Annotated in this window: 14 protein-coding genes and 1 pseudogene; 11 read left to right on the forward strand and 4 right to left on the reverse strand. The window is 66.1% G+C overall.

The genetic code is table 11. The features are described 5' to 3' along the window. Positions 1–303: 303 nt before the first annotated feature. From NM962_15500 to NM962_15530, 7 genes are read left to right on the forward strand one after another with little or no spacing between them, the layout of a single operon-like run. Entirely contained in the window at positions 304–1,212 is a 909-nt protein-coding gene (locus NM962_15500) for a metal-dependent hydrolase (protein UVO11376.1), read from the forward strand. A 35-nt stretch (positions 1,213–1,247) separates the two neighbouring features. After that, positions 1,248–2,189, forward strand: coding sequence for an alpha/beta fold hydrolase (locus tag NM962_15505; protein UVO11377.1), 942 nt, complete (start codon positions 1,248–1,250; stop codon positions 2,187–2,189). A gap of 1 nt (position 2,190) precedes the next feature. Beyond that, entirely contained in the window at positions 2,191–3,267 is a 1,077-nt protein-coding gene (locus tag NM962_15510; GenBank protein UVO11378.1) for a PDR/VanB family oxidoreductase, read from the forward strand. 33 nt (positions 3,268–3,300) lie between these two features. Next, positions 3,301–4,305 carry an alpha/beta hydrolase gene (locus NM962_15515; GenBank protein UVO11379.1) on the forward strand — a complete coding sequence of 335 codons (1,005 nt, stop codon included), beginning with the start codon at positions 3,301–3,303 and terminating at the stop codon, positions 4,303–4,305. Positions 4,306–4,319: 14 nt separating this feature from the next. Next, positions 4,320–5,057, forward strand: coding sequence for a 4-hydroxy-tetrahydrodipicolinate reductase (dapB, locus tag NM962_15520; GenBank protein ID UVO11380.1), 738 nt, complete (start codon positions 4,320–4,322; stop codon positions 5,055–5,057). An 11-nt stretch (positions 5,058–5,068) separates the two neighbouring features. Then, on the forward strand, positions 5,069–5,524 hold the full coding sequence (locus NM962_15525; protein UVO14758.1) for a hypothetical protein: 456 nt from the start codon (positions 5,069–5,071) through the stop codon (positions 5,522–5,524). Positions 5,525–5,574: 50 nt separating this feature from the next. Then, the gene (locus tag NM962_15530; protein ID UVO14759.1) at positions 5,575–5,976 is read left to right on the forward strand and encodes an NAD(P)H-dependent oxidoreductase; all 402 of its coding nucleotides are present in this window, start codon (positions 5,575–5,577) and stop codon (positions 5,974–5,976) included. Between the two features lie 6 nt (positions 5,977–5,982). Here the strand turns inward: NM962_15530 and NM962_15535 are convergent, their stop codons facing one another. Then, on the reverse strand, positions 5,983–6,288 hold the full coding sequence (locus tag NM962_15535; GenBank protein ID UVO11381.1) for a hypothetical protein: 306 nt from the start codon (positions 6,286–6,288) through the stop codon (positions 5,983–5,985). Between the two features lie 123 nt (positions 6,289–6,411). Here NM962_15535 and NM962_15540 point away from each other — a divergent pair, with 123 nt between their 5' ends. After that, the gene (locus NM962_15540) at positions 6,412–6,633 is read left to right on the forward strand and encodes a hypothetical protein (GenBank protein UVO11382.1); all 222 of its coding nucleotides are present in this window, start codon (positions 6,412–6,414) and stop codon (positions 6,631–6,633) included. Between the two features lie 13 nt (positions 6,634–6,646). Here the strand turns inward: NM962_15540 and NM962_15545 are convergent. Continuing rightward, a pseudogene (locus NM962_15545) lies at positions 6,647–6,967 on the reverse strand (hypothetical protein). A 392-nt stretch (positions 6,968–7,359) separates the two neighbouring features. Continuing rightward, the gene (locus NM962_15550) at positions 7,360–7,752 is read right to left on the reverse strand and encodes a metalloregulator ArsR/SmtB family transcription factor (protein UVO11383.1); all 393 of its coding nucleotides are present in this window, start codon (positions 7,750–7,752) and stop codon (positions 7,360–7,362) included. A 286-nt stretch (positions 7,753–8,038) separates the two neighbouring features. Between NM962_15550 and NM962_15555 the strand changes: the two genes are divergently transcribed. Beyond that, on the forward strand, positions 8,039–8,956 hold the full coding sequence (locus NM962_15555) for a sulfurtransferase (protein UVO11384.1): 918 nt from the start codon (positions 8,039–8,041) through the stop codon (positions 8,954–8,956). A gap of 10 nt (positions 8,957–8,966) precedes the next feature. After that, complete coding sequence (locus NM962_15560; protein UVO11385.1) at positions 8,967–9,551, forward strand: hypothetical protein; 585 nt, start codon at positions 8,967–8,969, stop codon at positions 9,549–9,551. A 153-nt stretch (positions 9,552–9,704) separates the two neighbouring features. On the opposite strand, the gene NM962_15565 is transcribed toward NM962_15560, so the two are convergent. Continuing rightward, a complete protein-coding gene (locus NM962_15565; GenBank protein UVO11386.1) occupies positions 9,705–10,868 on the reverse strand; it encodes an AAA family ATPase in 1,164 nt (387 codons plus the stop codon). A gap of 324 nt (positions 10,869–11,192) precedes the next feature. Between NM962_15565 and ctaD the strand changes: the two genes are divergently transcribed. Beyond that, a complete protein-coding gene (ctaD, locus tag NM962_15570) occupies positions 11,193–12,929 on the forward strand; it encodes a cytochrome c oxidase subunit I (protein ID UVO11387.1) in 1,737 nt (578 codons plus the stop codon). The last annotated feature ends 123 nt before the right edge of the window (positions 12,930–13,052 follow it).

A 13,052-nucleotide genomic window follows, 5' to 3' on the forward strand; every position in this document is an offset into this window, starting at 1 on the left:
GTCGGACCCTGGTTGCTCGATATTTTCTGGGAACATCCTCCAGATTTCCTGACGGGTCCGCCTGACTCCAAGCTGGTTAACAGCCTCGTAACGTTCGCAGCAAAACGTTTACATAAAACCGCGAAATTTGCCGTTTGGACGGCTCTCAGCCGCTGTGGCATCGCGAGTGGCCGGCCGGCAGGGAGTGGCGACGGTCACAATCTGATTTAGGCGGTACCGGTGGTATCGTTGTACCCTGTCAGGCAATCTGTCCATCATGAAGACAATCGGCATGGGTTTGTAAACCCAGGTGGGAGGTTCGTCATGCTCAAGGTCGATGACAGCGCCGCCGGACCGCATGACGGGTCACTGGATCACGAGCGCATCGTCCTGCAAGCCCGCGACGTGGGGTTCGACTGGTCGGACCTGCCGGTGCACTACGTGCCCGGCGAGCCCTTCGTCACCCACTTCTGCAATGTGCTGCACCTGTTGCTGCCGGCCGGCGAGGAGTTCTTCGTTGAGGTGTTCAAGCAGGCGCTACCGCTGATCAAGGACGACCAGCTGCGGCTCGACGTCCAGGGCTTCATCGGTCAGGAGGCCACCCACTCCCAGGCGCACACCGCCGTCGTCGACCACCTGGCCGCCCGTGGCGTCGACATGTCGCCGTTTACCGGCCAGATCAAGTGGCTCTTCGACAAGCTGCTCGGTGACCGGCCGACCTGGAGCGAGCGCCGCCAGCAGCGCTGGCTACTGGAGCGGGTGGCTCTGGTGTCCGCTGTCGAGCACTACACAGCGATTCTCGGAGAGTGGGTGCTGGAGAGCCCCGGGCTGGACGAGGTCGGCACCCATCCGGCGATGCTGGACATGTTGCGCTGGCACGGCGCCGAAGAGGTTGAGCACAAGGCCGTCGCGTTCGACGTCATGAAGCACCTGCGGGCCGGGTTCTTCCGGCAGGTCCGTACTCAGTTGGCCGTCACGCCCCTGATGCTGCTGCTGTGGGTGCGCGGCCTGCGGTTCATGTACCAGGTGGACCCGCAACTGCCGGCCGGAACCAAGCCGCGCTGGCGGGACTGGTTTATCGCGGCGCGCCGCGGGCTGGTGCCCTCGCCGTTCGAATTCCTGCCCGCGATTGCCTCCTACTACCGTCCCGGCTTTCACCCGGCGCAACTCGGCGGCGTGGAGAAGGCGGTCAACTACTTGGCCGTGTCGCCCGCCGCCCGCGCCACGCACTGACCCCAACCGCGGGCGAACAACGAGGAGTGCAGTTCATGACTACCCCGACCACTACCACTGTGACGTCAGGCGACGGTGTGAACCTTGCGGTGCACGCGTACACCGATCTGGCCCCACAGCGGACGACCATCCTGGCGATCCACGGCTACCCCGACAATCACCATGTCTGGGACGGGGTGGCTCGTGAGCTCATCGAGCAGAACCCAGGCCGCTACAACGTTGTCGCCTACGACGTGCGTGGTGCGGGGACGTCCTCAGCGCCGGCGGACAGATCCGGCTACCGATTCCCGCACCTGATCGCCGACGTCGCCGCGGTGCTCGACCACCTGGGCCGGCTGGGCGTGGGCCAGGTTCACCTCCTGGGTCACGACTGGGGATCGATTCAGGGTTGGGCCGCCATCACCGACCCGGCCGTGGCGGCCAAAGTCGTTTCCTACACCTCGATTTCAGGTCCCCACCTGGACTACGCCGGCCGGTTCCTGCGCTCGGCACGAAACCTGCGGACCCTCGGCGATGTCGTCAGGCAGCTGCTGGAGTCCAGCTACATCTGGCTGTTCCTGACCCCGCGGGTGCCCGAGGCGGCCTTCCGCTCCGGTCTGGGCGTCCGCGTGCTCGGCTGGCTTGACCGCATCGGTCGCTCGGGCAACCCGCAGCCGGCCATGCCCCGGGGTGAGAACGACTACGTCAACGGGCTCAACCTCTACCGCGCGAACATGCCGGGCCCCTTCCTGAAGCCGGCGCGGCCGTTGCCGGCCACCGATGTCGCGGTGCAGGTGCTCGCGCCGCGCTTGGACGTCTTCGTCAGCCCGGCCCTGCAGCGCTTCACCGGGTCCATCCCGGCCAACCACCGGGTGCTCGACATCGATGGCGGTCACTGGGTGGTGGCCGATCGCCCCGACATGATCGCCCGGCTCACCGACGAGTGGGTGCAACACAGCGTGGCCGGTGCAACCGGTGATGACGTGCGACCGGCCTGACATGACGCAGGAGATCTGGAGGTCTCGCCCCGCTGACCTTTACGGCCGGCGACAGCATGACCGGCTGTTCAATGCGCTCTGGGGAGCGATCACCGTATTCGGTGGAATGGCGGCGCTTTCGCGATGGAAGCCGTCCCGGGTGACACCGGTGTCACGGACGATCGCGGCCGTCGTCACCAAGCGGGAGATGCTGACCAGCGACGTGGTGGCGCTCACCCTGGCGGACCCCGACGGCGGACTGTTGCCGTCGTGGACGCCGGGCGGTCACATCGACGTGCAGTTGCCCTCGGGCCGCCGCCGGCAGTACTCGCTGTGCGGCGTGCCGGGACATCGCACCGAGTACCGCATCGCGGTACGCCGGCTCGACGACGGGGGTGGCGGCTCGGTTGAGATGCACCAGGCCTATGCCGAGGGCGACACGCTGCTGTTCGAAGGTCCGCGCAACGCGTTCTATCTGGGCACCGGTGAGAGCGAGGTGCTGTTCGTGATCGGCGGGATCGGCGTGACCCCGATGCTGCCGATGCTGCGCGAGGCCGCCCAGCGCGGAATCGATTGGCGCGCGGTCTATGCCGGCCGCAGCCGCGCCGACATGCCGTTGCTCGGCGAGGTGCTGGCCGTGGATCCCGGACGGGTCACGGTGTGGGCCGACGACGAGCACGGCCACTTCGCGGGCACCGAGGAGCTGTTGGCCGGTGCCGGACCGCGGACCGCGGTGTACGTGTGCGGCCCCAGCGCGATGCTCGAAGCGGTGCGTGTCACCCGCGACCAACACGCTGACGCGCCGCTGCACTATGAGCGGTTCAGCCCGCCGCCGGTGGTCGACGGGGCGCCGTTCGAGCTGGAGCTCGCCCGATCGCGGCGGCTAATGGCGATTCCCGCGGACCGCTCGGCGCTGGACGTGATGCTCGACGCCGATCCGACGACCGCATACTCGTGCCGGCAGGGATTCTGCGGCACCTGCAGGGTCAAGGTGGTCTCCGGGGACGTTGACCGGCGTGGACGCACCGCGGAGGGCGGCGACGAGATGCTGGTCTGCGTTTCGCGGGCCAACGGGGGACGCATCGTCATCGACGCCTGAGCCGAGCCGTATCGGTGCAGATAGGATGCTCGGATGTCTGGTGTTGCTGAGATTCATCGTGGAAGTTTGCGGGCCAGAATCATCTACGCCGTCTTCGCGGCGGTAATGCCGCGGTTGGTGCGGTGGGTCAGCCGCCGTGGCGGCCCCGAGGCCATGCCCGGAATGTTGGCGCAGTTGGGCCGCCGCACCAACACCGTCGCCCGCCTGCAACGGCTGCGACCGTATTTCCGGATCCGCTTCGCCCGCGAGTTCGCCGCAACGGTTCCGGTCGAGATTGTGCGCCGAGCAGATTGCGTCGCCCCGTTGGGCGACGGCGCCATCTTGTACTTTCACGGCGGCGGGTTTTTCACCGGTGGTCTCGACACCCACCTGCACGTCGTGGCGGCCCTGGCCCGGCGCACCCGGCTGCCGGTCGTGCACGTCGACTATCGGCAATTCCCCGATGTGAGCGTGGACGGCTCGGTGGAGGACTGCGTCGGCGCCTACCGCTGGCTGCTCGAGCAGGGGGCCGACCCGGCCAAGACGGTGATCGCCGGAGATTCCGCAGGGGGTTTCCTCACGTTCGCCACCGCCCTGCGAGCCCAGCAGGAAGGGTTGCCGGCACCCGCCGGAGTCATCGGGATCTCGGCACTGCTGGAGCTCGAAGGAACGGCCCGCAGTACTCACCCGAACATGGGCACCGACGCATTCGGCATAGCGGACGCGCTGCCGGATCTGGTCGAGCATGTGTGCCCGTCGCTGCCGATGCGTCACGACCTGTCGCCGATCAACGGCCGGCTGGAGACCATGCCGCCGGCGCTGCTGATCGCCGCCGAGTCGGAGATCCTGCGCTGCGACAACGAACGGCTGCACGCCGCGCTCCTGGCGCAGGGCCGGTCCAGCCGCCTTGAGCTGTGGGACCATCAGGTGCACGCGTTCCCGGCGCTGTTCCCCTTCCTGCCGGACAGTCGGGCGGCGTTTGACCTGATGGTCCGTTTCGTCGCCGAACGTCTTGCCGATGCCGACCGGCCCGACGAGACTCGCCGGGAAGTGTCGTAAGTAGGGTGGCAGCCATGCGGGTAGCAGTATTGGGCGCCAAGGGGAAAGTCGGCGCGACGATGGTTGCGGCGGTGCAGGCCGCAGAAGATCTGACCCTGTCCGCCGAGGTCGACGCCGGTGACGAACTGAGCCTGTTGACCGACGGCGGCACCGAGGTGGTGATCGACTTCACCCACCCCGACGTCGTGATGGACAACCTGAAGTTCTTGATCGACAACGGGATCCATGCGGTCGTGGGCACCACCGGGTTCACTGAGGAGCGGGTCGCCCAGGTGCGTTCCTGGATCGAGGCCAAGCCCGGTTCGGCGGTGCTGATCGCACCCAACTTCGCCATCGGCGCGGTGCTGTCGATGCATTTCGCGACCCAGGCCGCAAAGTACTTCGAATCGGTCGAGGTCATCGAGCTGCACCACCCGCACAAGGCCGATGCGCCGTCGGGTACCGCCACTCGCACCGCCGCGCTGATCGCCGAAGCGCGAAAGGGACTGCCGCCTAACCCCGACGCCACCAGCACCGGCCTGCCCGGAGCCCGCGGCGCGGACGTCGACGGTGTGCCTGTGCATTCGATCCGGCTGGCCGGGCTGGTCGCCCACCAAGAGGTCCTGTTTGGGACCATGGGGGAGACGCTGACCATCCGCCACGACAGCATTGACCGGACTTCATTCGTTCCCGGGGTGCTGCTGGCGGTACGCCGGGTCGCCGAGTTTCCCGGGCTCACGATCGGCATCGAACCCCTCCTCGACCTGAAGTAGTCGTGAAAAAGGTGTCGCCGGCCACGCGGGTGAAGGTGCTGATCGCCTTCATGTGTGTGGCGCTGCTGATGTATCTGGCGTTTCTGGGCCGGATCGCGGTGCTGCTGATCGCCTCCGGCTCGGTGGCAGCGATCGGGATGGGGCTGGCGCTACTGATCATGCCGTTCCTCGGGCTGTGGGCGATGATCGCCACCCTGCGGGACGGATTCGCCCACCAGCGACTGTCGCGGCTGATCGCCGAGGATGGCATGGAACTCGACGCCGGCGCCTTGCCGCGTCGGCCTTCTGGACGCATCGAACGCGACGCCGCCGATGCCCTGTTCCACACGGTTCGCGCCGAACTCGACGCCGACCCCGACAACTGGCGGCGCTGGTACCGGCTGGCCCGGGCCTACGAGTTCGCCGGGGACCGTCGACGCGCGCGGGAGGCAATGAAGACCGCGGTCGCGCTGCAGGGGCAGCAGTGAGCAAGACACTGCTGGTGGTGCACCACACGCCTTCGCCGTTCTGCCAGGCCATGTTCGAGGCGGTGCTGTCCGGGGCGACGGACGGGCAGATCGAGGGTGTCGACGTGGTGCGCCGCGCCGCGCTCGAGGTGTCGCCCACTGACATGCTGGCCGCCGACGGCTATCTGCTGGGCAGCCCCGCCAACCTGGGCTATGTCAGCGGCGCGCTCAAGCACGCCTTCGACGTCTGTTACTACCCGATCCTGGACTCGACCCGCGGCAGGCCGTTCGGCCTCTATCTGCACGGCAACGAAGGAACCGAGGGCGCCGAACGGGCCGTCGACTCCATCACGACGGGCCTGGGATGGGTCAAAGCGGCCGACTACGTGGTGGTGTCGGGCAAGCCGGGCAAGCCAGACCTGGACGCGTGCTGGGAGCTTGGCGCGACGGTGGCCGCGCAGCTCATGGACTAAACCCCGTTAGGGGTCGATGTGGGTTTCCGGCGTGTAGAACGAGTGCAGCGGGTAATCCCGGCCGGGCGCCATCGAGTGGCAGTCCTGCTGCGACGGCGGTGATTTCGGCGGCTCGTAGTAATAGATGACGCAGCGCTGCCAGCTGCCGTCGGGCTGAACCGGACCGTCGCACTTCTGGGCGGTGGAGAAGAACAGCAGTGGGTTGTCCTGACAACCCGCCTGGGCTGCCGGCGCCGAGGCGATCAGCCATCCGGCCGCCAGCCCGGTGGCCGCCAGCGCGGTGGTCAGGCCCCCGGTGAGGTAGCGCTTCACGGTCGACCCCTTCTCATCGCGTCGTGTTGTCGAGTGACTATGCCGGACGCGGCCGATGTTTGTCGCAGATTATGCCCGCGGTTTCCGCGCAGTTCCTATCGTGAGGCGATAAGCTCCGATGCCGTGACTTATGCAAACGACACTGCGACCACGACGGAGTCCACCACGGACCTGCTTGCGCGCACGCTGGAGTCTGTGCGCGTCGCCCACGAGAACATCGCGGAGCTGGCCCAGCAGCAGAACGGCATATATGCCGTGGCCCAGACCGCGAAGGGCACCGCGCTGATCCACGACCTGCGCAAGCAACTCGACCAGCTCAATAAGATCCTGCCCTTCAAGAGCTAGTTGCCCGCCTTCGTCAAGGTGGCGCCTTGTTGAGCGCACGTTCGCTGTTGATGCGGTGGGCGCGGTCTTGGATTCGGGTGCACTTGCGGGTAGGCATCATCAGGCCGCGGTCGGCAGTCGATGTCGGTGGTGACGGTGTTACCGCCGGTGCGGCGGTGGCTTGGCACAGGGCTGGGAATAGCAGAGTGCTGCCGGGCCGGGTGGTGTAGGTGTGGCCGGTGGGGCTGGTCCATTCCACTGTGCCGTCCGGGTACTGGATATCGCTCCAGCCGCGGGGGCCGGTCCAAAAGGTCTTGAGCAAGTGGTGTTTTCGGCATAGGCAGCGCAGGTTGCTAACACGTCGGAAATGTATCCCCTTGGACGTGGTGGCGCGCGCGTCGCTAGGCGGGGGGATGCGCCGCAGGGGATCAACCGATCCGCCCGGGGTTCGATTGATCTCCCGAACGGGCATTCAACAATGCGGCCGGTGAGGTTGTGCAGCTCGACTTGGTGACGAGGCTCCAGAACTGGAAATGCGCCCTCAGCGCTGCCGCGCGGCCCGTTCGCGTCGACGGCTTCGCGTCGCACAACACATTGCCGAAGCAAGTATCGGCGTAACACGGCTCCAGCTCCTACAACGGTGTTGACCGGCGTTCAGCTTAACGATGTCGGCGGATTTAGCACTGCGACACGCCGCCGCCAAGGAGTCCAGGCGCGGTCCGGTCGTGACTCCTTGATCGGCTCCCCTCAGGTAGTGGTGCCCGGCGAGGTTAGCCCCGCCACCCGGCGGATCTCGGCCAGCCGTTCTTCACAGATGCGGTAGAAGACCCAGCTTCCGCGACGCTCCCGCGTGACCAGGCCTGCCTCGTGAAGGACCTTCACGTGGTAACTCACGCTCGGTTGGGAGATACCGAGTGGGCCGGTCATGTCGTAGCCGCATTCCCCGCCCGGTCTGCCTCTGAGCAATCCGAGGAGTTGGACTCTGGTCGGGTCAGCCAGGGCCTTGAACAGCTTGGCAATCCGTTCGGCCTCGTCGCGGGACATCGCCTGGTCCAGCGGCGGACAGGGGCTCGTGTCCTCGGTCCTCGCCGCTGCAGGTGCCGCAGCTTCGGCAATCGGGGTATCCCGAGAAATTGGCATATCAAGATATTGACAATCATCGAATAGCGTTGCAAGCTCCCAGGAGCATCCCTTGCGTCTATCGACTAGAGACCAGCGTGTCCAAGCTCCGTGATCCCGGTGTTCAGTACTGGACCATCCGTACCAGCCGGTCTGGACTTCGCATGGACCGCGCCGGTGCGGCCGTTACCGTTCCCCGGTTGCAGATCGGCATCCTGCGAGTCCGACCGATGGTGGCTGAGAAGGCCGGCGCAGCGGGCCGGGGAACACCCAAGGACAGTCTCCACGTGCAGGCGGGAGCAAACTGATGGCCGATACCGTGGCCTACCGGAATCCTGAGGCCCTGGCCACGCCCGAGTGGCTCGCCGAGCATCTCGACGATCCGTCGGTCCGGGTGGTGGACGCCCGCTTCGCCATCCGGGCTGCTGCCCAAGGAACGCTGGTCGGCTCCGGGGAGCGGGACGCCTATCGTGAGGCCCACATTCCGGGCGCGGTGTTCGTCGACGTGATGAGCGACCTCTCGGATCACGATGACCCGTCCGTGGTGGTGCCGCCGGAGCGGTTCGAGGAATTGATGGGTCGCCTCGGGATCGGCGACGAGACCACGGTGGTGGTCTACGACAGCCAAGGGGGAACCTGGGCTGCCCGGCTGTGGTGGGCTCTGCGCTACTACGGCCACGACGCCGTCATGCTGCTCGACGGTGGTTTCACCTGCTGGCAGGCGAAGGGATTCCCGCTCGACAGCGAGATCCCCGAACCTCCGTCGGCGACGTTCACCGTGCGGGTGCGACCCGGGCTTCGGGTCGACGGCGATCAAGTGGCCCACGCCATCGGCCGCGACGACGTCTGCATCGTCGACGCGTTACCGGAAATTTTCTACACCGGTGCCGCTCGCCTGTACCCGACCCACCGGGCCGGTCATATCCCGACCGCCCACAACGTGCCGGCGCCGTCCCACGTGGACGCGGTCACCCATCGCTTGCTGTCCGCCACCGAACTGGCCCGGCTGTGGGAGCCGGTGGGGCTGGCGCCGTCTCGCCGTGTCATCACCTACTGCGGCGGTGGCGTGTTCGGGGCCTTCGCCCTCTTCGCGCTCCACGTCATGGGACACGAGAACGCCGCCCTTTACGACGCCTCATGGATGGAATGGGGCGCCGACTCCGGCCGGCCGGTGGAGACCGGACCGCGAGCTGCGCGCATGACCGACATCAACCAACAAACCTAAGGAGGCAGTGATGGCGCGGATCAACCTGATCGACCCCGACCAGGCTCAGGGACGGACCCGTGAGGTCTTCGAGAGGGTGAAGGCGTATTACAAGATGGTGCCCGGCCTGCAGCGGGGACTGAATTACCTGCCCGAGACCACAGACGCGTTGTGGACCCTGAGCCTGAGTACGGCGATGGAAGGGAGCATCCGCGAAGAACTCAAGCGCGTGTTCTTCGCGGTGACCGCCTATGAGGTCGAATGTGAATACTGCACCGCGGCCCACATGATCGCCCTGATGGGCAAGAAGTGGAGCCGCCAGGAGTGCGTGGAGCTTATCGAAGGCACACCGTCTCCCCGTCTGACCGACAAGGAGAACGCCGCAGTGGACTTCGCCCGGATGGTCGGCCGTCGTCCGGCCGGAGTCACGGACGAGATGACCGACAACCTACGAGCACTCGGATGGACCGATGCCCAGATCGTGGAGATTGTGGCCTCGGTCGCGTTGATGCGCTACACGACCACGGTGGCCAGTGCCCTCGACGTACCGCTCGAAGAGGCGATGGAAGGCGTGGGGGTGAGTTGCGGGGTGCCGCTGGATCGGCTCGAGGGTTGACGCAACGAGGCACCCATTCACCGACGGCCTCGACATGCCGGATGAGTCGACGAGCGACCCGCATCCACCGCGACAGTGACCTCAGCGGTGTTTATGCACGGAATGTGGCTTCGTGACGAGACCGTGCCGGCGCGCGCCCGTCTGGCGGGGGTGTCAGAGCCGGGTCCGCTGGTGGATGTCTTCAGTGAACTCGGCGAGCACCGCCTCGGTCAGCGAGGGCCGGGTCTCGGCTATTGCCGCGAGGTAGTCCTCGGTGCGGGACGGCTCGCCACGGTTGAATTCGATCTCTCGCTCGAACCCACATTGCGCGCCCTTGCGCGCAGCGAACTCGATATCGGCCGGAGTGAACATCTCGCTGGCCGCGACGAGTTCGTCGATATCGACCGAATCGGCGGCCGGCCCGAGATATCTGGCCCAGATCGCGGCTCGCGCCGTCGCGTCCGGAGGTCCGATCGGGATGATGTAGTCGAATCGTCCGGGTCGCAAAAACGCCGAATCCAGCGAGCGCACCGAGTTCGTCGCGCAGATCAGCAGCCGGTCGTCGCGCTGGCGAAACGCGGGTATCAATTTGAGCAGCTCGTTGGTGACGCCGTGCGCCGGATCGCAGCGCTCACCCGAGCGTGATCCCGCGATTTCCTCGACTTCATCGATGAACACCACCACGGCTTCCAGTTCCATCAGCGTCACGAATGCCTCTCGCAGGGCGCTCGCCAGAGCGACGTCTGGTGCGGCCAGACGCGACGGCAGGAGTTCGACGAACGGCCAGCCGAGCCGACCTGCGACGGCTTTGGCGAAGCTGGTCTTGCCGGTTCCCGGGGGCCCGAACAAGATGACCGCCTTCGGCGGTGAGACACCGTATTTTTCGGCGATGTCCGGCTCGGTCAGTGGCAGCACGATCCGCCGCTCCACGATCTCTTTCTCCGATTCCATCCCCCCCATCGCGTTCCACAGGCCGCAGGGCATCGTCTGGGCGCCGAGTTCGGCCAGCAGACCCGCGTCCGAGGAGCCGACGGTGTCGACCTTTTCGAAGAACGACAGATCGGTCCGCTCGCGGTAACCGGAGTTGCGCAGCGCCGCCGCGCCGGTCGCCTCCGCCGGCAGCAACGCGCCAACACGTCGTGCGCCGAGCGCGCGCAAGCGCAATTCGAGCTCGCCCAGAAGCGCGCTGCCGACGCCCCGATTGCGCCACCGGTTGTTGAGGCCAAGGAGCGAAATCCACGCCCGTTCGCCGTGGAATTCGACGACCGCAATACCGACCAACTCGTCGCCCACGACGGCGACCACCGCGGGCCGTCCTGACCTGGCTGCCGACACCACCTCGGAGATCGGAAAGGCCGGCGGCGGGTCGCCGGGGTGGCGGCTCCGGTCTCACACCAAGATCGCCTGATCAAGGTCGTCGTCGTGAAAGTCGCGCAATCGCCATGGCGGCATCGCGCTGCACCTCCTTGCCAGTGGAGCGCGCTGTTGGCATTTTCCACCGCTTCCCAGCACTGTGTCTGATATCTTCGCATACCCCAGGGGGCATAGTCACGGCGGCTGCGCCGCCCTTCAACTCCGGCCTTATCCGGGGTAGAGTCGTGGGGTAATTGTCCCGAATGAGGAGCTGCCCGTTCAAGACCGGTCCGATCGGCAGGAGTGCTGATGACTGTAGAGGCTCGCTCTGTTGCTTCGCTGCAAGCGCGCCACCCGTTTCCGGCCCGGTTGGGCCCGAAGGGGACGCTGCTCTACAAGCTGGTGACGACGACCGATCACAAGATGATCGGGATCATGTATGTCGTCACCTGCTATGCGCTGTTTTTCGTCGGCGGGCTGCTGGCGCTGTTCATGCGCGCCGAGCTGGCCGCGCCGGGTCTGCAGTTCTTGTCGAACGAGCAGTACAACCAGCTGTTCACCATGCACGGCACCATCATGCTGCTGCTGTATGCCACCCCGATCGTGTTCGGCTTCGCCAACCTGGTGTTGCCGCTGCAGATCGGCGCCCCCGACGTCGCGTTCCCCCGGCTGAACGCGTTCTCCTACTGGCTGTTCTTGTTCGGCGCCCTGATCACCATCGCGGGCTTCATCACCCCCGGCGGAGCCGCCGACTTCGGCTGGACCGCCTACACGCCGCTCTCAGATGCCATCCACTCACCCGGCGCCGGCAGCGACCTGTGGATCATGGGACTGATCGTCGCCGGGCTGGGCACGATCCTGGGCGGGGTCAACATGATCACCACCGTGGTGTGCATGCGCGCACCCGGGATGACGATGTTTCGGATGCCGATCTTCACCTGGAACATCCTGGTGACGTCGGTGCTGGTGCTGATCGCCTTCCCGTTGCTGACCGCCGCGCTGTTCGGGCTGGCCGCCGACCGGCACCTGGGCGCACACATCTACGACCCGGCCAACGGCGGAGTCCTGTTGTGGCAGCATCTGTTCTGGTTCTTCGGACACCCCGAGGTCTACATCGTCGCCCTGCCGTTTTTTGGCATCGTCACCGAGATCCTGCCGGTGTTTTCCCGCAAACCGGTCTTCGGCTACACCACCCTGGTGTATGCCACTCTCGCCATCGGCGCGTTGTCGGCGGCGGTGTGGGCGCATCACATGTTCGCCACCGGTGCCGTGCTGCTGCCGTTTTTCGCCGTCACCTCGTATCTGATCGCGGTGCCGACCGGGATCAAATTCTTCAACTGGGTCGGCACCATGTGGAAGGGCCAGCTGACCTTTGAGACGCCGATGTTGTTCTCGATCGGATTCCTGGTCACCTTCCTGCTGGGCGGCCTGACCGGCGTGCTGCTGGCCAGCCCGCCGCTGGACTTCCACGTCACCGACACCTATTTCGTGGTCGCGCACTTCCACTACACGCTGTTCGGCACCATCGTGTTCTCCACCTTCGCCGGCGTCTACTTCTGGTTTCCGAAGATGACCGGTCGGCTGCTCGACGAGCGGCTGGGCAAGCTGCACTTCTGGTTGACGCTGATCGGTTTTCACACCACATTCTTGGTGCAGCACTGGCTGGGCAACAACGGCATGCCGCGCCGCTACGCCGATTACCTGCCCACCGACGGCTTCACCACATTGAATGTCATCTCGACGATCGGGGCGTTCATCCTAGGTGTATCGATGCTTCCGTTCGTGTGGAACGTGTTCCGCAGCTGGCGCTACGGCGAGCCCGTCACCGTCGATGACCCGTGGGGGTACGGCAACTCGCTGGAATGGGCAACCAGCTGCCCGCCGCCGCGGCACAACTTCACCGAGCTGCCCCGCATCCGCTCCGAACGCCCGGCGTTCGAACTGCACTACCCCCACATGGTCGAACGGCTCCGCGCCGAAGCCCACGTCAGCCGCCGTCGCGACGTGGCCGATGAATCCGCGCTCCACGCGGGTCTGCACCCATAGGGACCCGATATCGGTTGGGCTGCAACAGGAATCGCCTTCGCGACTGCGAAGGTGACGTGCGGGACCAAAGCCCCGGGAATATACCCCTACGGGTATTTGTTGTAGGTGGTATCACCCCGGCCA

Source organism: Mycobacterium sp. SVM_VP21, assembly GCA_024758765.1.
Lineage (GTDB): Bacteria > Actinomycetota > Actinomycetes > Mycobacteriales > Mycobacteriaceae > Mycobacterium > Mycobacterium heraklionense_C.

Coding starts and splice junctions, on each gene's coding strand:
- NM962_15530 (UVO14759.1), top strand. CDS start 5,575: ATGTTCGAGGCGGTGCTGTCCGGGGCGACGGACGGGCAGATCGAGGGT.
- ctaD (UVO11387.1), top strand. CDS start 11,193: ATGACTGTAGAGGCTCGCTCTGTTGCTTCGCTGCAAGCGCGCCACCCG.
- NM962_15500 (UVO11376.1), top strand. CDS start 304: ATGCTCAAGGTCGATGACAGCGCCGCCGGACCGCATGACGGGTCACTG.
- NM962_15550 (UVO11383.1), bottom strand. CDS start 7,752: ATGCCAATTTCTCGGGATACCCCGATTGCCGAAGCTGCGGCACCTGCA.
- NM962_15510 (UVO11378.1), top strand. CDS start 2,191: ATGACGCAGGAGATCTGGAGGTCTCGCCCCGCTGACCTTTACGGCCGG.
- NM962_15505 (UVO11377.1), top strand. CDS start 1,248: ATGACTACCCCGACCACTACCACTGTGACGTCAGGCGACGGTGTGAAC.
- dapB (UVO11380.1), top strand. CDS start 4,320: ATGCGGGTAGCAGTATTGGGCGCCAAGGGGAAAGTCGGCGCGACGATG.
- NM962_15515 (UVO11379.1), top strand. CDS start 3,301: ATGTCTGGTGTTGCTGAGATTCATCGTGGAAGTTTGCGGGCCAGAATC.
- NM962_15555 (UVO11384.1), top strand. CDS start 8,039: ATGGCCGATACCGTGGCCTACCGGAATCCTGAGGCCCTGGCCACGCCC.
- NM962_15560 (UVO11385.1), top strand. CDS start 8,967: ATGGCGCGGATCAACCTGATCGACCCCGACCAGGCTCAGGGACGGACC.